Consider the following 17,879-nt stretch of genomic DNA (forward strand, 5'->3'; position numbering starts at 1 on the left):
ATGACGACAGAACCCACCATTCTCCTGACCGGAACCGGAGCTTTCGCAGCCCGCATCCTGTTGGACATCGCAGCCACCGCCACTACCCCAACCCGGGTGGTTCTCGCGGGCCGCAACCGCGAGCGCCTGCAATGGCTGAAAGTCGCGGCAGGTGCGCGAGCCGCAATCTTCGACACGCCTGTAACCGTGATTGCGCGTGAGGCGGATCTGCTTGCGGAAGGCTCTCCCACCGAATTGCTCGAAGAGACGAAACCCTCTGTAGTCGTGCAGGCGGCATCCGTGCAGACCTCGTCCGTGATCGCCGGATCGGGAGATGCCTGGAGCAAGCTCGTCCAGGAAGGCGGCCTGAGCGCGACTGCGGTCTTCCAGGCGCTCCTCAGCTCCCGCGTCGCGGCGGCCATGACGCGCCTCGGCAGCACCGCCCCCCTGATCAATTGCAGTTTCCCGGACGTGGTGAACGGGTTGATCAAGGCGCTCGGCCATCAGGTGATATGCGGCATGGGCAATGTCGCGATCCTGTCCAATGTCTTCGCAGCCGATCGCAGCCTGATGGACAGGAAACGCATGAAGGTCCTGGCCCATTACCAGCACCTTGGAGCATGGCGTCGCCCCGTCGAAGCACGCTCGGGATCGGCTCCGCGGGTGTGGATCGACGATCAAGAAATCGACGACGTATTCGGCACATTCCGCGATGTGAAGCTGACGCCCGAGCCGGTCATCGACATTTCCGGAGCAAGCGGTGTCCCGATGATCCTCGCTCTGGCGGCAGGCAACTCATGGACGGGCCACGTTCCGGGCCCTTACGGCCTGCCGGGAGGATATCCGGTACAGCTGACAGACGGCGCTTTGTCGCTGAACCTGCCGCCGTCCATCTCGCGGGAAGAAGCCGTGGCATGGAATTCACGCTTCGAGGAAGAGAACGGTCTCGTCGTCGGAGAGGATCGGCGGGCGCGCTATACGGGCGTTCTGCGCGAGCGTCTGGCTCAGCATTCCCCTGCCCTGGCTGAAGGCTTCGATGTGGCGGATCTCGAAGAAGTTCACCGCTCGATGCAGGAGCTTCGTACGAAGCTGCAACAGCAAGGCTAAACCCGACATCCCGGCTGCGCGCGGCCAGCGCCGCGCGCAGCTTTCAGACATTCGGCGCATCACTTTCTCATGGCACTGGCATCATGAATTCCTCCCTGCCCTCCATCGATCCGTCTGATCGCTCCTGGTGGCTCGATGAAGCTCTGAGGAACGAGGGCAACGTGCCTGCAGCCCAGCCGCTCGAAGGTGAACTGACGGTCGATGTCGCCATTGTCGGTGGCGGCTTCGCGGGGCTATGGACGGCGCTTACCCTCAAGAACCGCCGTCCTGATCTTTCCATCGCTCTGATCGAGGCATCCATCTGCGGCTCAGGTGCGAGCGGCAAGAATGGCGGAAAATCTCACGGCTACTGGTCCTCCCTGGGCAACGCCGTCCAGGCGCTCGGGCGCGATGGCGCGCTTGCCATCGCCAAGGCCGGTGACTGGGCGCAAGATGGCATTCGAACCTTTGCTTCCGAATGCGGCCGCGACATCTGGTGGCGGGATAGAGGCAATCTCGTCGTTGCCACCACCGCCGAGCAAGAGGAGAAGATCGCAGGCATCGTGCAGCGAGCCAGGGAACTGGGCGCGGAAGATCATGTAACCGTGCTGTCAGCTCAAGAAGTTCAGGCGCGTTGTGCATCACCGGTGTTCCGTCGAGGCGTCTTATATCCAGATGCGGCGACCGTGCATCCGGCACGTCTGGCACGCGCTCTTCGCCAGGCTGTCATTGATCGCGGCGTTTGGCTTTTCGAGAATACGCCGATGCAGCGCGTCGATGCGGGGTCTCCCTGCCGGATCAAGACTCCTCGCGGTCAAATCATTGCTCGTGAGGTCGTGCTTGCGACCAATGCAGCACTCAGCGAGCGGCGGGAAGTCAGGCCGCATGTCAGCATATTTTCCAGCTACGTAGTCATGACCGAGCCTGCGTCGGAACAGTTGGCTGCCATGAACTGGACAGGCGATGAAGGCCTCGCGGACCTGCGGATGTTCCTGCACTATTTCCGCAAGACAGAGGATGGCCGCGTCCTGATGGGTTCGGGCTCCGGGCCGGTGGGCTACGGTAATAGCGCGCAGGCGCGGCATCTGACGCATGACAGGGCAAGCATCGGTCGGGCGGAAACAGGGCTTCGTCGCTTGCTTCCCGCATTGAAAGGCGTTTCGCTCGCTCGTGCCTGGGGCGGCGCAATCGATGTTTCCGCCGATCGTCTGCCGTTCTTCAAGACTATCCCCGATACGCGTATCCATTACGCCTGCGGTTTCTCGGGCCACGGCGTGAACGCCACCTATATCGCGGGACAATGCCTCGCATCGCTGGTGCTTAACGAAAAGGATCGCTGGTCGACCCTGCCCTTCTGCACGCGTTCCCTGCCCCGCCTGCCGCCCGAACCCTTCCGCTTCACCGGCGCCAGCGCGATCCGCTCAGCCATTCTCGCTTGTGAAGAGGCTGACGAGCGGAATCTTCGTGCCCCCGTCCTGGCACAGGTCGTCGCCAAACTCCCGAAGTTGCTAGGGCTCAGGATTGGAGTTCGGTAAGGACCTCAGGCTTTTCTCATGATCCAGCGTGGGGAACAGGCCCGCGCGATGGATCCGACTAGTCTCGCTCGATGATCTCACGGATGCGCACGGCCAAGGCCTCAATACCGAAAGGCTTCGTGATCATCTCCATGCCCGGATCGAGGAAGCCGGTGGCCATAGCAGCCTGCTCGGCATAACCGGTGATGAAGAGAACCTTGAGATTGGGCCTAATCAGACGCGCATAATCCGCGAGTTGGCGGCCGTTCAGTCCAGGCAGTCCGACATCGGTCACGAGCAGGTCCACCCGCTGCTTCGATTCCAGAATTTTCAGACCGGACGGCCCATCCACCGCCTCGAGAGCCTGGTAGCCAAGATCGGCGAGCACCTCCAGGATCAGGGAGCGGACGACACGCTCATCTTCAACCACTAGAACGGTTTCGCCCGCCTCTGCCCGATGCGCCTCGCTAAGACCCGTCACGGAGACAGCCTCAGCAACCGTGCCTTCGTGAGCCGGCAGGTAGAGCCTGACCGACGTACCCTTTCCGAGCTCGCTATGGATCCGAACGTGGCCCTCAGACTGCTTCGTAAAGCCATACACCATGGAAAGGCCGAGACCCGTACCCACTCCTATCGGTTTGGTGGTGAAGAACGGATCGAAGACCTGTGCCAGAACGTCGGCGGGCATGCCGGTTCCTGTGTCGGAAACACTGATCGTAACATAGCGGCCGGGCGAGACCCCATGCTGAGCCGCCTCATAGAGATCATCCAGATGCGACACGCCGGTTTCGACCGTGAGTATGCCGCCGTCGGGCATGGCATCACGGGCGTTGATCGCAAGATTGAGGACAGCGCTTTCCAACTGATTGGGATCGCACAGAGTCAGGGGCAAGTCTTCGCTGATGGCAAACTTGAGCTCGATGGATTCGGAGATCGTTCGCCGGAGAAGATCCTCCATGGACATGACAAGACGGTTGACGTCGACACTTCTCGGATCGAGGGGCTGGCGTCGTGCAAAGGCCAGAAGGCGATGCGTCAAGGCAGCTGCGCGATTGGCCGAGGATGTAGCGGCCGCGATATAACGATCGAGATTGTCGAGGCGGCCCTGCGCCATGCGCGTATTCAGAAGATCCAGCGAGCCGACGATACCTGTCAGAAGGTTGTTGAAGTCGTGGGCAATACCTCCAGTCAGTTGCCCGACGGCTTCCATCTTCTGCGCCTGACGCAACGCCTCTTCGGTATGCTTCAGATCAGTGATGTCATGGCCTTCAGCCACCAGAAAAATGGGCTTTCCCTCTTCGTCCAGGACTGGTTTCATCGAAAAGTCGAAAGTGCGGTGACCGCCTGGCAGCAGGAGTTCGGACTCGTAGCGCACAAACTCCCCGGCGGCAGCACGCGCGACGCCTTCGCGCACTCTCTGAGCCTCATGAGGAGAATGCGTCCACCAGGGAGCATCCCATATCTTTATTCCGGCGATCTGGCTCGCCGTGGCTCCCGAAGCCTGCAAGGCCGCGTTGTTGACGATTACAATGGTACCGTCCAACGCACCAAGCGCGATAAGTTGGTAAGTGGTGTTGAAGATTGCTCGGAAACGGCGCTCGCTCTCGGCAAGTTCGGCCGTCCGTTCAGCAACGCGGCTCTCAAGCCTTTCGTTGAGCTCCAGCAATCTCTCTTCGGATTGCTTCGCTGCTGTAATGTCATAGATGACCCCGATGAACCGCAAGCCCGCGGTTTCGGTGTCACGAACATACTCGCCTCTGCGAGCCAGCCAGCGGAGCTTCTTGTTGTCCGCCCGCTGGATTCGGCATTCGGCATACGTCACGCCTTCGGAGCACAAGCCCTGCTCGACAAGAAGCGGATCGCCTGGGGTGACAAGATTGTTGATCGTGCGAACGGGAAGGGCATTGGTCGAGTGAAGTCCGACCAAGCGGCAGAACTCCTCGGAGACGCTAACGGTCGCAAAACCATCGATATACTCGAACGTTCCGACGCCGCCCGCGCTCTGAGCGATCCGCAGGCGTTCCTCGATATGCTTCTGCTCGGTTATGTCGAGGACAACGCCGGTGAACCGGATGGGTTGGTTCTCATCGCTGAAATGGCAACGGCCTCGCGCGTGAGCCCAACGCACGGATCCGTCGGCGGAAAGAAGCCGATATTCCTTCGAGAAGACTTCGGCGCCGTTGAGAATGCCTGCAACAGCGAGCCGAATCCTCAAGCGGTCCTCAGGATGAATGGCCTTGAAGAAGTCCCCGCTTGGCAGGCCTTTTGCAGCCTCGACTGGATCGAGATCATGGAGGGCGGCGAAACGCACATCGGCGGTGAAGTGCCCACGAGGGATGTCCCAATCCCAGGATCCACCCGCTCCGGCAACAGTCAGTGTCTGGCGAAGCCGCTCATTGGTCCAATCGAGTTCACGTTGGCTCGTTTGGAGAGCAGCGCGCATCTCCTCGGCCTGATGCGACTGCGTGACATCGACCTGGGTCGACAGAAGGAAAATCTGTTCACCTTTGTCATTGTTGACAGGGGTGACGAAGAGATGATTCCAGAAGCGGCTTCCATCCTTGCGTCGGTTCAGAACCTTGGTCGAGACTGAACCGCCCTCTCTTAGCGTCTCGCGGATCTGGAGGACGGTTTCTTCATCGGTTTCGGGCGCCTGCAGAAAGCTGCCGTTGCGTCCAAGGGCTTCCTCAGCCGAGTATCCAGTCAACCGGCAGAATGCATCGTTTACGAAGACGATCGGATTATCGGGCAACCGAGGGTTGGTTGCCAACATCGCCAGCCCAGAGCGCTCCAGAGCCGAGAAGATCGGCCCGGCAATGCTGCGCAATTCCTCGAGGGCCGCCTCGATTCTCTTATCGGCCGTCTCGTAGGGGAGCATCCGGGCTATCATGCCAATAATGTCTTCATTGAGTGATACGGTCACAGGACATAGGCTAAGCCTCGTCCCCGACAACCCGGTGAATGAAGCCTGCAATAAGCTCTTTCAGAGCAGCCAGCGAAGGCAGATCCATGAGCATGGCGATGTAGCCACGGATGTCCCGGTTGCGGACAGAGAAGTTGATGTACAGGAAGAGCACCAGCCCATCATCCGGACGTGGCTGCATGAGCTTGAACAATCGAGAGCCGTCGCCTCGAACGACCTCGGGCAGGGAGATGTTCAGCGAACGCTTCAACATGTTCGCCATTGTGGCAAGGCAGCCGTTCAGTATTACGTTGCCTGTTTCAGCAAGGGCCTCCTGCTCCATTTCGCTAAGCTGATCGGGCGGCACGTCTTCGCCGATGATGGCACGAACCAGATCCAGACTGATCGTCTGTGGGAAGATCAAAAGGGCTTGGCCGGAAAAGGCTCCCTCGAATTGCTGCTGGATGGCGACGAGTTCATCCGTCTCGCGTTCACCGATCAATCGGACGGCATCGTCCGGGGCCATGATCTCGACAGATGGAACGGAGAGGAGCACTTCCTCGCCGATCATCTTCCGGAGGCTCGAAGCCGCCCGGCTGACTCCGATATTGACGAGCTCCGTCAGGGCATCGCGTTCGAGCTCTGAAAGAGCGATTTCCCTGACCGTGGACATCAAACACCGCCGGTCCGCAGGCGCAGCGCCGCTCCGGAGATGAACCCTCGCAACCCCTCCTCTGTCAGCGGCTTGCTGACGAAGGTGGCATTTACCTCGCGAGCCCGGGCAATGACTTCATCCTGAATATTGGCTGTGATCACTGCGATCGGCATCATCGGATGGCTCGCACGGATTTCGGCGGCAAGCTCGAGGCCGTCCTTCTCCGGCATGTTGAAGTCGATCATCGCCACATCGATCTTCTGGCTATTGAGTACGCCAAGGGCTTCCTGGGCATTACCAGCTTCGACCTTTTCCCACTCCGGCTGGAGTGCGGTCAGAGCTTTAGCGGCAACGATGCGTGCCAGCTTGCTGTCATCGACGATCAGGACGGTTATCGCCACTCAGGTACTCCGCTAGGAATATACTGCCCGGAAGGACCGGAACGATATGGAAGGAACTGCTCTTTGCTCTTTTAGAGTATGCTTAGAGAATAACAACTGCTCACCCCGTCTCGGGTGTCATGTCGCAGGAGCCTGGATCAAGCAAAGCCGGCATCACCCAGCCTCGAAGAAATTCGTCCTTGGGTGGTCCCTTCAAGCTGGGTCTGAAGGCCATCAGAACCTGAAGAACAGCTGCGTGGAGGTGCTCGGCATTCGATAGGTCGACGATGCGACCGGGATCGGCCTGGAGCCAGCGGAGCAAGGGCTCCGCATCTTCGACACGACAGATCCCCTCCAAGACAACCATGTTGCCATCAAGATGCACGCTCATCCGATAAGCTCCGGAATATCGAGGATCATCAGGACGTTGCCATCTCCGAGGAGAGTCGTTCCCATAACGCCGGGCATGCCGGACAGAATACCGGACATGGGACGCATCAGAACGTCCATTCTCTCGGCAAAGGAGTCGACTGCGATTCCAACTGGCCCATCGTCCAATGCCATCACCACAACCTTCATGCTCGAGCGCAGCTCCAGCGAGCGTGAAATTTCCAAGAGATCTGAGAGCCGGATCAGAGGGATCGTCCGATCCCGCAGAACGAAAGCCTCCGCATCCCCGACCGGAATGACGCGCGACCTCGGCACGATAGTCGTCTCAATCACTCCATCGAGCGGAATGCCGTAGAGTTCCTGACCGATTCTGACGGCCATCACTCTTGCCATGACAATCGTCAGAGGCAAGGAAAGACGGATCGTCGTTCCGTGGCCCAGCAGACTTTGAACGGAAACCTGCCCGCCCATCCTCTCGACCGCTGAACGCACGGCATCCATGCCGACCCCCCTGCCCGACAGATCGGTTACTTCCGATGCGGTCGAGAAACCGGGGGCGAAAATCAGATTGATGATCTCTGCATCGCTCATTCGTTCGAGTTCGTCTGCCGACGTAACCCGCTGCTCGCCAGCAACACGTCGAACAGCCGCGGGATCGATTCCACGTCCGTCATCCTCGATTTCGACCGCGACGCGGTCGCCCTCGCGACGGGCTCGAAGCGTGACCTTGACCCTTCCCGGCTTCCCTGCCTTCAGACGGGCTTCTTCAGGTTCGGCCCCATGATCGATTGCATTGCGCAAGACATGAAGCAAAGGCTCGAACAGGCCTTCTACAACGGACTTGTCCGCCTCTACATCCTCTCCTTCCATGGAGAAATCGACAGCTTTCCCCAGCGCGCCCGCAATGTCGCGCACAGCGCGGGGAAACCTCCGGAAGATGTCCCGCATGGGCATCATGCGGACATCCATGACGGCCCTGTGGAGTTCCGCCACGATCCGGCTGATGGACGCTTGGCTCGTGAGGAGAGCCTGAGCCAAATCCTTGTGCTCCAACCTGTCCCTGATTTGGCCTGACAGATGCGCTAAAGCATTTTTCGCAACGACCATCTCCCCGACAAGATCGGCCAGATGGTCGATGCGCACAGCATCGACTCGAAGCGTCCGCCCACGGGCTCCTCCGGCAGCTTCCTCCAAGGGACCCGCAGCTCCTGTAGCTGCACGATCGCTTGCGCTGCAAGGCACCTCATGGATCGTCACCTGATCAGGCACGAATCGGAAGATTGCCCTGATTGCATCGAGCGCTGCGCTGGAGAGCGCCTCGATCCTGAGATTGCAGGCGAAGGGATCGATCTCAGAGACGGGCGGCCAAGGCTCCCTGTTCGAAATGCGGACGGAAACGAGATTGGGAATCGAGCGCAGAAGCGCTACCGGATCGTCGCCGGAAAAGAAGCAATCGGACCGAGGCGTATAGACGATGGCGACGAGAGATTTTGCTTGCGCCGCCGCATCTGGGCTTTGGGCTATCAGGTCTTTGACCCAGCCGAGATCGACCGGTGACCCCGCAGCCGCGGCAGGAGCCGAATTTTCATCCGCGTGTGAGCGCAGGACCCTCGCCAGACGATAGCCTTCCTCAGCCGCATCCGGGGGCAGCAGCCCTGTTCGCTCGATTTCTGCGACCCAACGTTCCGCTTGGCCGATGCAATCGAGGAGAGTGTCGATGACATCGGCCTCGGCCCTCACGCGCCCCTCTTTAAGAGCGCCCAGCACATCCTCCGCCGCGTGGAGCGCCAGGCCCATAGGAGCGAAATCGAACAAGCCGACGGATCCTTTGAGCGTGTGCACAGCCCGGAAAGCGCCGTCCATCGGCACCACAGCATTTGGGTCGCGCTCAAGGGCCAACAGGTCATCCGTGGCCTGCTGTATCAACTCACGCGCTTCGACGATGAAATGTTGCAGAAGATCATCCATCGCGATCTTTTCCTGGTCGCTGATAGATGATCGCATCCTCGAACCGACGCAAGTCGAAGCGCTTCGAGATCCGTGTCATGGACTCGGTATGACCAAGACAGATGTACCCTTCCGGATGAAGGGCGTCATAGAGATTATTGACGGCCATAAGCCGGGAAGCATCGTCGAAATAGATCAGCACGTTCCGGCAGAAGATGACATCGAACTTTCCCTGAGCTGCAACCGATGCGGGATTGATAAGGTTGGCCGCCGTGAACTTCACCGATTCCCGCAAGTCCTGGATCAGTCTGCGCTTCCCGTCTCGGAGCGGCTCGAAATAGCGCTCGATCACCTCTTGCGGCAAGCGGGCAAGCGCACGTTCTCCGTAATTTCCATCCTGTGCTTCGAGCAGAACCCGCGTGTCGATATCGGAGCCGATAATTTCGATATGATAGGCGTCAACCAGCGGCCAATTCTCCAGCAGCCATACCGCGATCGAATAAGGCTCCTCTCCCGTCGAACAGGGTACCGACCAGATCCGTACGAGATCTCCCGGTTTCCTGTTCTGCACAATTGCCGGCAGAATGGAGCGGCTGAGGCAGCTCAGTTGATGCTCCTCGCGGTAGAAATACGTTTCGTTGACCGTGAAAATATTGATGAGATGCTCGACTTCACCCCCATCGGCTTCAACATGTGCTAAATAGGCGGGGAAAGTTTGCGCTCCGGTCGCAGCCATGCGATCGGCGACCCGCCTCTCGATGTAATAGCGCTTACTCTCTCCGAAAATCATCCCGGTATGACGGTAGAGCAACGCGCAAAGCCGGCGGATATCATCGGCGGTCAGCACCTGCTCCTTGCGCGCCCTGCTCATGACTCTACCATGCTCATGATGCGGTCGGCGATCTGCTCCAGGGGCACGACCAGTTCTGCGCCACCGCGACGAACGAGTTCACCGGGCATGCCCCACACCACGGCTGTCTCTTCTGCCTCGGCGATGGTCCGCCCGCCTTGGGCTTTAAGACGCGCCATGGTCTCGGCCCCATCGCTGCCCATGCCGGTCATCAGCACGCCGATGAGGCTCTCGGGCGCAAGGTGCTGCATGGCGCTCTCAACCAGACGGTCGACGCTCGGATGCCAGCGATGGTCGGACGATGAAGGCGCGGCCAGTACAACGGGACCATCCGGCCGAACGCTGATGATGACGTCAGCATCGCCCTTCGCGATATAAACATTGCCGGCGTCGAGCGGCATCGCGTGAGCGACCTCAGTCACCTTCAAAGCACACAGCTTGTCGAGGCGGCGCGCAAGAGGGCCTGTGAACGAGCCGGGCATGTGCTGGGCGACCACTACCGGCCAAGGAAAATCCACCGGCAATCGTGACAGGACGGCATCCAGAGCAGGAGGCCCTCCCGTCGATGCGCCAATCAGCACGACACCATGAGAGGACACGTTCTTGCGCCTGCGGCGAACCGGCGCGACAGGCGCAGGCTGTCTCGGCGCAGCATTACGCGCCCGAGTACCTAAGCCGCTCCGCAACCGCACCCGTTCGGCCAGCCGCAGGCTGCCGGGCAACCGCGCTCGCGATGCGGCACGAACCTTCTCGATGAGCTGCGGAGCAAGAGTCTCCATTTCAAGCGAAATCGCGCGGGCAGGCTTTGCAATGAAGTCAACGGCTCCAAGAGCCAGGGCCTCCAGCGTGACGCTCGCACCTGCATCGGTGAGGGATGAAACCATCACAACTGGACACGGACGCTCCAGCATGATGCGATCAAGACAGGTGAGACCGTCCATCTCTGGCATGTTCACGTCCAGCGTGACCACATCCGGCTTGAAGGCATGCACCTGCTCCAGCGCCTCCACACCATTGCGGGCGAGTGCGATCTCAAAGTCGCCTTCGGCCGTGAAGACACTGCCGAGAAGGCGTCTCATCAAAGGGGAATCGTCGACGATGAGCAGCCGGATCACGGAGCGGAGCGCTCCGGATGACCGTTACTCATGGCAGCGAGCAGATCCTTCTCTGCCCGATCCAGCAACTCGCGCGGGTCAAGCAGAAGGATCATCCGGCCTTCGATCTCGATATTGGCGATGCGGTCGATAACCTGGTTTCCGTCCGTTGCCAAATCGGGAGTTGGCCGAAGCTGCGCATGGGAAATCTTGAGAACCTCCGATACGGTGTCGACGACGAAGCCGGCTTGCAGGTCATCGATCCTGACGACCACAATGCGTTCCCGCCGCTTCTCCCCTTGCGCGTCAAGTCTGAAGCGCCGCCTCTGATCGATAATCGGGACCACGCGGCCACGCAGATTCATGACCCCCTCGATGAAAGCGGGAGCTTTGGGCAATCGTGTCAGCGTGTCGGGCACGCGCACGACCTCATCGACAGCTCCGATAGGCAATCCGTACTCCTCGCCGCCCAGCTGAAAAACGATGAATTGCTCCTCGTCGTGGTGGGAGAGCCCGTCAGGCGTACCCATGTCGTTGCTCTTCTCCGTTTGGGAGGAAATCTGCTCAAGCAGATTCTGATCGCGGAACAGATGGTCCGACGACAGGACGGAGACCAGCCGTTGGCCGCCATCGAGCCGACAGATCCCTCGAATCTGCGCCTCAGCGTCCCCTCGTGTGATGATCGCCGGAACAGGGTCGATCATGTCCGGAGCGAGCCGAAGGATCTCTTTCATGCTATCGATGGCAAGCCCTACCAGACTCTCGCCGACCTGAGTCACGACCACCCGAGCTCTGCCGCGATTACCCGTGGCGCTAAAGCCCAGGAGCCCCCGCAGGGACACCAGAGGCACGAGCTTTCCTCGCAGGGGCAGCACTCCGAGCATGACGGCATCCGTCCGCGGAACTGCCGTCACGAATTCCGGCAACGCGACAACCTCATGAACGGAGGCCAGCGGCATCGCAAATTCCTGCTCCGCAACGGCAAAGCATACCAAAGAGATCTTGTCAGGCTCGGCAGCCTGCTCATGGAGCACTCGTGGAGCGGAGACCGAGCGGCTCTGGGTTCGTCGCATAAAGCCGCCGAAATCCTTGGCGAGCAGCTCATCGAGGTCGATCAGCCGTGCCTGAATGGCATCGTCCTCTGACCCAAATCGGGATGATCCAAGCGACGCCACACTATCTACCGCAACTCCGACCGGAGCGCCGCGGTCGACCACGATGACACGTGCATTTGCCGAGAAGGTTGCTTCTTTTCCCAGGAGCTTGTGCAGAGACACGATGGGCACTACTGCGCCTCGGAGATTTGCCACTCCAAGAAGGCTCGCGGGGCCAAGCGGTACCCTGGTGACAGCCGGGCAGCGGATCACCTCGGCAACATCGGCCGCCGAAAGGGCAAAGCGTTCGCCCCCCACTTCGACCGTGAGAAACGATCGAGAGACGGATGCTGGAGCCGCCTGGGCTACCACGTTACGACTCCACGATCTGGAGTTCGTCCGCCAGCGAGGCGATCTCTTCAATCGCGGCTGCAAGATCCTCGGATCCTTGCGCCTGTTGACGCGCTGCACTTGCAGCTTGTGCAGCAGCGTTCCCGGCCTCCTCAGCGACAACGGCGATCTGCTGCGTCCCAAGCCTAACCTCGCGCACGGACGCGAGAATGCTGTCCGAGCCTGCGAGGATCGCAGCGCTGCCTCGACGGATCTCGTCGACATCCGCCTCCACGGCGCCCAGCTTCTCAGCCGTCAACGTATTCTTGACCACTTCAGCTTCGGCGATGGCAGCGCTTTGCTCCAAATCGTGACGGACAATGGTGATCTGGTCGCGGATCTGGCGGATGACGTCCTTGATGCGGTCGGCATTCTCGGACGCATCGCGCGCCAAGCTGCGGATATCGCCGGAGACAATGGCAAAGCCACGTCCCGCATCACCTGCACGCGCGGCCTCTATGGAGCCGCTGACAGCCAGCATATTGGTCTGGACCGCAACAAGAGCGATGTTGTCGACAATCTTCTCGATGCGCCGCCCGGACTCGTCCAACCCGCCCATCATCTCGATCACGACGCGCATCTCCCTGAGCCCGCCTTCAACCCCGCCTGCGAGGCGAATGGTCCCGGACCGGTTCTCCTGGAGCGCCGTTGCTAGGGATTCAATGCGCTGGACGGCTGCTTCAGCCACCTCCCGCGATGCACTGGTGGCCCGCTCGATCTGTTCCATCGCCGCGTTGGTCTGCTGGGTCGCGGCAGCCTGCATTTGAGCTCCACGGCTGATCTGATCGACCGCGGTCATGATCTCGCCAGCAGCGCCTGAAAGCTCCTGGATGGCGGCCGAAAGCTCCTCCGCTGCCGACCCCACCTGCTCAGCGCTGGTCGAGCCCGCAGTATCCGCCTGCAGATTGTCCGCCAAGACCGCCAAGGCATGCGCGGTCTGCTGGCTTTGGTCGAGAGCAACGCTCTGCTGCTGAACGGCCCGCTGGGCTTCCGCCGCCGCAGCGGCCTGCTCCTCGGCAGCGCTGGCGACCTGCTCGGCCCCGCGCTGCGCCTCGCGAATGGCCGATTCCGCCTCGATGGCGGCAATAAGGATGGACTGACTGCCTTCTGATAAAAGAGTGATATCCGACCTGATCCTATCCAGAGCCGCGACGATGCCGCGGCCGGATTGTGCCTCGCCGGAAGCGGTCTCCGCCGTCGCCCTGATCTTCTCGGCAACGGAGCGGACCTTGTCTACGATCACCTCAGCCAGCTCTTGGACGTCCTGCGCGCTCTTCTCCGAGGCTCCCGCAAAGGCACGCACCTCATCGGCAACCACCGCGAAGCCGCGTCCGTTCTCTCCCGCCCGCGCCGCCTCGATTGCCGCGTTGAGGGCCAGAAGGTTTGTCTGATCGGAGATGTCGCCGACCACGCGGGTGATCTCGCCGATGGTGGTCGCCTGCCTCTCCAGTAGCGAGATGATATCTACCATCCCCCTCTGGCGGGCAGCATTCGCCTCGACGGACGCTACGGACGCATCGATCTGAGCGGCAGTCTCGATCAAGAGGCTCTGAAGGCTCGCGGTCTTCGTGCGTGCGGCCTCCGCATGCCCGCGCGCTTCGGAGAACGAGGCACCGAGGCTTACGATGGCAGAGAGCGATTGCTGCGACGCGCCTGCAGCTTCCTCTGCTCCCACGGCAATTTGTTCCATGGAGCGCCGGAGTTCCTCCGCAGCAGCAGATGCCTCCGCTACGCCGCTCGCAAGCTGCTCCGTGGCCGCGCCGATGCGCTCAGCAGCCTGCTGCTTTCGTGCCCTGACGCGTCCAAGCATCCGGCGCTGGGACGCCCCTCCACGTGCAGGAGCGGAAGATGCATTCTTAGGAGGCGTTTCATCACCCCCTGGACGAAGGTTACCCTTGCCTGGGAGTTCGGACGTCTTGACCAGTGCCATTGAGGCCCCTTGGGATTGATAGACGATATTCGGCCACACATCCTGACCGGCAAGCCGCGCAGGCAGACGGGTCAGAGCGGTGGTAGAGCAGGCTTAGCTTTTATAGTTGCCGAGCAAGCCCGAGCAAGGCATTGCGCGGATTCATCCCAGGCAAAGAAGCCTGCGGGAGCGCTTCAGCCTTCCAGAAACTGCCTTCCGTCCTGTTCAGGGTGACTGGATTGGTACGAACCGAGAAATCTCCTGCTCCGTAAGAGCATAGGTTATTCCATCCAGGAGCTTACGACCAAGACGTTCCTGTAGCCCGCGCGCGTGAGGGCTTGTCCTGCCATGTCCCCCGGAGGTCAGAGATGAAAGTCGCGATAGCTTCGCGCGACATGGGCTTTGCAATAAGGTAGCCTTGTGCCTGGGACGCACCTGCCAGGCGCAGAGCGTTGAGTTGCTCTTCCGTTTCCACACCTTCGGCTGTCGTGCTGATCTTCAGATCGTTCGCAAGACCGATGGTCGCCTTGATGATCGCGCGGCTATCGGATGCATCCATCATTCCACGCACGAACGACTGATCGATCTTGATCTTATCGAACGGAAAGCTTCGGAGATAGCTCATCGATGCGTAGCCGGTACCGAAATCGTCCAGCGAGATCGAAACCCCAAGGGCCTTGAGCCGCTTGAGCGTCGCGGTGGCTTCTTCAGTGAGCTTGACGGATTCCGTGATCTCCAGAACTAGGCGCTGAGCGGGCATGCCGGATTTGTCGAGAGCCTGCTTGACGCTGGAAAACACGTCCCTCCGCTGGAACTGCACCGGAGAGAGATTAACCGCAACCTTCAGCGGCAGGTCCCAGCTCATGGCCGTCGAGCAGGCGTCTTCCAGGATCCAGTCGCCGATCTGACCAATCAGACCCGATTCTTCAGCAGCCGGTATGAATTGGAGCGGTGAGACCATTCCCTTTGCCGGATGCTTCCATCGGACAAGCGCCTCGCAGCCCCACATACGATTTGTCGCCAGATCGAGGATCGGCTGATAGTAGAGCTCGAACTCCCTGTTGTCGTGGGCGCTCTTCAGAGCTCCCTCGAGAGCGCGGCGCTCTGCGCGGGGATCCTTGATACTCGCATCATAAAGCCGATAGCTGCGGTCAGGATCGGACTTTGCGGCGTAGAGAGCGACATCGGCCGCTTTCATCAGCTCAATCGAGGTCCTGCCATCGGTTGATGCAATGGCTACACCAATCGAAAGCCCGACCTCAATCTCTGTGTTGCCGACCGTGCATGGGACCTTCATCGCGTCCTGAATCGTCGTGACGAGGTCCATGACCTGTTGCCGCCCCCTGGTCGGCCTCTGAACGATTGCGAATTCGTCACTTCCGATCCGGGCGATGAAGTCGCTCTTCCTGAGACGGTCCCGGAGGCGCCGGGCCACGATCCGAATGATCTCGTCTCCCGCTGCGTGTCCGTAGCTGTCGTTGATATCCTTGAAGCGGTTGAGATCGAGCAGGTGGAGCGCAAAGTCTCTCCCCTCTCTTTGAGAGGCAAGATGCGTCCGCTTCAGCTCCTCCGAGAACAGAAGCCTGTTCGGAAGTCTGGTCAGGATGTCATGACGGGACAGGTAGCTTTCACTGGCAGCCCTCAGGATGCCGGTTCTGACATGCTTCATGCCCAGCAGGCTCGCGGCGTCGATGGCGATATCCATGAGGTGGGCGATGAACCGGATCAGACGTGCCTCAAGGCGTCGGCCGGCCATGAGCTCCGCCAAAGTCCTGCTGACGGCGATACCGCTCGGATAATGAGCAAGGGGGTGAAGGGCGACGAGCCGCTCTTTCCTGTCGATCCAGCTGACGTCGCGAATGAGCGTAGGGCTGTTCTTGACGACCATTCGCTGCAGAGGCGTGCTGGGCTTCCAGAACCTGCGTCCGAGGATTCCGTCGGCTTTTGGGCTGTGAGCGAGAATGATCCCATCGCGCCGGTAGAACGTGATCGCCAGAGATCGCGGCTTCAGGTGACTGTCGAACAGTTTCTCGAAATGCCCCAGGTCGATCGTCGACACGATGAGACCAAGAAAGTTTCCATCCGTATCTTTGATTTTTTGTGAGAGTGAGAAGACCCTTTTGCCGGTCGCCCGGATGAGAACCGGTTCACTCAGGTAGACGAGAAGCGAGGGATCGTTTGCGAGGGCCTGATAGTACGATGTGTCTCTCAGATAGATCGGATCGGCAAGTGGCCGGGGATACGATGTTCCGACGATCCGCCCACGGGCATTGACGAGATCGATGCGCTGGATCAGCGCCAGGGTGTGACAAGCCCCGACAAGAACGGCTTTTGTCGCCTGCGAAGCGGCATATCCATCGAACTCGTTCGCTTTCAGGCATGCTTGTGGAATGCGTCCGACCACATCACGCAAAACGTTCTCGATCGATTGGAGCGTAGCGTCGGTGCGCTCCTGAAGAGTAAGCGCAAGGCTCGCCAGATCGCCTTCGGCCTTAGCAAGATCGTCGTTGTGCTCACGCAACAGAAGGAAGGCTGCACCAACGAGGGCGGCCACCGCTGTCAGGATGCTGAGGATCAGGATCACATTAGCGAGCACAACAAACTTCGATTCAACCTTGAGCGACGATCTCCCTCAGCCTTCATCGATAATCGTGGGCATTCCGTTAACTTTGGCAGGGATGAGGGTGACCTGAGGTGATAAAGACCAAGAGCTCCCTCGTACTCCCTGTGGCTGTCGGCAGGCTTGCATCCTGATCCTTTCCGGATGCTGCGAGCTCTTGGATGATGTAACGCTCGCGGTCCCTGTTCCTACAGGAGCGGCGTCCCACCCGTGACGGCGTAGATTCCACCTGTCATGTAGCTGCCCTCGTCAGAGGCAAGAAGAACATAGATGCCGGCCAATTCGCTTGGCTGCCCTGCTCGGCCCAGCGGCGTATCCTTGCCGAAGCTCTTCACCTTTTCGTCCGGCATGGTGGACGGAATCAATGGGGTCCAGATCGGTCCGGGTGCAACCGCATTCACGCGGATACCCTTTTTGCCCAGCATCTGCGCGAGGCCTGCGGTGAAATTGGAAACCGCTCCTTTGGTCGAGGCATAGGCCAGGAGCATTGGGCTCGGCTTATCCGACTGAATGGATGTCGTGTTGATGATGGAAGAGCCCGGCCGCATGTGCGGAACGGCGGCCTTGGCAAGGTGGAACATGGCCTCGATGTTGGTGCGGAAGGTATAGCTCCACTCCTCGTCCGGGATCTCCTCCAGAGACTCGTAGGTGCGCTGGAAGGCGGCATTGTTGACAAGGATATCGATGCGGCCGAACTCGTCCACGGCCCGGTCGATGATGGCGCGGCAATGAGCGGCCTCCGCGATATCGCCGGGCATCAGCACACAACGCCGCCCTGCGGCCTCCACGTGCCGCGCAGTCTCGCGGGCGTCTTCATCCTCCTCCTCATTGAGGTAGCTGATGAGGATGTCCGCCCCCTCCCTCGCATAGGCTATCGCCACGGCGCGGCCGATCCCGCTGTCTCCACCGGTGATGATCGCGACCCGTCCGGTGAGCTTGTCACATCCGCGATAGCTCGCCTCTCCGTGGTCGGCCTGCGGCGTCATCTCCGCCTCGGTGCCTGGGGGGTCGATATGCTCCTGCTCGGACTGGCTCATGCGGACGCTCCTTCTCGCGTGAACCGGTCAAT

General features: G+C 60.3%; 12 protein-coding genes. 2 read left to right on the forward strand and 10 right to left on the reverse strand.

Annotated elements, in window-relative coordinates:
- Complete coding sequence (locus tag BLP10_RS01425) at positions 1-1,086, forward strand: hypothetical protein (protein ID WP_091128638.1); 1,086 nt, start codon at positions 1-3, stop codon at positions 1,084-1,086.
- 83 nt (positions 1,087-1,169) lie between these two features.
- Entirely contained in the window at positions 1,170-2,600 is a 1,431-nt protein-coding gene (locus BLP10_RS01430; RefSeq protein WP_091128641.1) for an NAD(P)/FAD-dependent oxidoreductase, read from the forward strand.
- Between the two features lie 58 nt (positions 2,601-2,658).
- On the opposite strand, the gene BLP10_RS01435 is transcribed toward BLP10_RS01430, so the two are convergent.
- From BLP10_RS01435 to BLP10_RS01485, 10 genes are all read right to left on the reverse strand, one after another.
- A complete protein-coding gene (locus tag BLP10_RS01435; protein WP_091128644.1) occupies positions 2,659-5,457 on the reverse strand; it encodes a hybrid sensor histidine kinase/response regulator in 2,799 nt (932 codons plus the stop codon).
- Between the two features lie 55 nt (positions 5,458-5,512).
- Entirely contained in the window at positions 5,513-6,154 is a 642-nt protein-coding gene (locus tag BLP10_RS01440; RefSeq protein WP_091128650.1) for a chemotaxis protein CheX, read from the reverse strand.
- Positions 6,154-6,537 (reverse strand): response regulator transcription factor, encoded by a 384-nt coding sequence (locus BLP10_RS01445; protein WP_091128653.1) that lies wholly within the window; start codon positions 6,535-6,537, stop codon positions 6,154-6,156. Before BLP10_RS01445 ends, BLP10_RS01440 begins: the two co-directional genes overlap by 1 nt.
- 366 nt (positions 6,538-6,903) lie before the next feature.
- Positions 6,904-8,874, reverse strand: coding sequence for a chemotaxis protein CheA (locus tag BLP10_RS01455; RefSeq protein ID WP_175493724.1), 1,971 nt, complete (start codon positions 8,872-8,874; stop codon positions 6,904-6,906).
- Positions 8,867-9,697, reverse strand: a complete 831-nt coding sequence (locus BLP10_RS01460) for a CheR family methyltransferase (protein ID WP_244510374.1) — start codon at positions 9,695-9,697, stop codon at positions 8,867-8,869. Before BLP10_RS01460 ends, BLP10_RS01455 begins: the two co-directional genes overlap by 8 nt.
- Positions 9,698-9,720: 23 nt before the next feature.
- Positions 9,721-10,818 carry a protein-glutamate methylesterase/protein-glutamine glutaminase gene (locus BLP10_RS01465; protein WP_091128671.1) on the reverse strand — a complete coding sequence of 366 codons (1,098 nt, stop codon included), beginning with the start codon at positions 10,816-10,818 and terminating at the stop codon, positions 9,721-9,723.
- Positions 10,815-12,263, reverse strand: coding sequence for a chemotaxis protein CheW (locus BLP10_RS01470; RefSeq protein ID WP_175493725.1), 1,449 nt, complete (start codon positions 12,261-12,263; stop codon positions 10,815-10,817). The genes BLP10_RS01465 and BLP10_RS01470 overlap by 4 nt, the downstream gene beginning before the upstream one ends.
- A 1-nt stretch (position 12,264) precedes the next feature.
- Positions 12,265-14,091: a methyl-accepting chemotaxis protein gene (locus BLP10_RS01475; protein ID WP_244510344.1), complete on the reverse strand. Its 1,827-nt coding sequence runs from the start codon at positions 14,089-14,091 to the stop codon at positions 12,265-12,267.
- Between the two features lie 397 nt (positions 14,092-14,488).
- Positions 14,489-16,786, reverse strand: a complete 2,298-nt coding sequence (locus BLP10_RS01480) for a putative bifunctional diguanylate cyclase/phosphodiesterase (RefSeq protein WP_091128681.1) — start codon at positions 16,784-16,786, stop codon at positions 14,489-14,491.
- A 212-nt stretch (positions 16,787-16,998) separates the two neighbouring features.
- Positions 16,999-17,847, reverse strand: coding sequence for an SDR family oxidoreductase (locus BLP10_RS01485; protein WP_091128685.1), 849 nt, complete (start codon positions 17,845-17,847; stop codon positions 16,999-17,001).
- Positions 17,848-17,879: the final 32 nt, after the last annotated feature.

Source organism: Microvirga guangxiensis (assembly GCF_900102135.1).
GTDB classification, from domain to species: domain Bacteria; phylum Pseudomonadota; class Alphaproteobacteria; order Rhizobiales; family Beijerinckiaceae; genus Microvirga; species Microvirga guangxiensis.

Coding starts and splice junctions, on each gene's coding strand:
- BLP10_RS01425 (WP_091128638.1), top strand. CDS start 1: ATGACGACAGAACCCACCATTCTCCTGACCGGAACCGGAGCTTTCGCA.
- BLP10_RS01430 (WP_091128641.1), top strand. CDS start 1,170: ATGAATTCCTCCCTGCCCTCCATCGATCCGTCTGATCGCTCCTGGTGG.
- BLP10_RS01435 (WP_091128644.1), bottom strand. CDS start 5,457: ATGCTCCCCTACGAGACGGCCGATAAGAGAATCGAGGCGGCCCTCGAG.
- BLP10_RS01440 (WP_091128650.1), bottom strand. CDS start 6,154: ATGTCCACGGTCAGGGAAATCGCTCTTTCAGAGCTCGAACGCGATGCC.
- BLP10_RS01455 (WP_175493724.1), bottom strand. CDS start 8,874: ATGGATGATCTTCTGCAACATTTCATCGTCGAAGCGCGTGAGTTGATA.
- BLP10_RS01475 (WP_244510344.1), bottom strand. CDS start 14,091: ATGCTTGGACGCGTCAGGGCACGAAAGCAGCAGGCTGCTGAGCGCATC.
- BLP10_RS01485 (WP_091128685.1), bottom strand. CDS start 17,847: ATGAGCCAGTCCGAGCAGGAGCATATCGACCCCCCAGGCACCGAGGCG.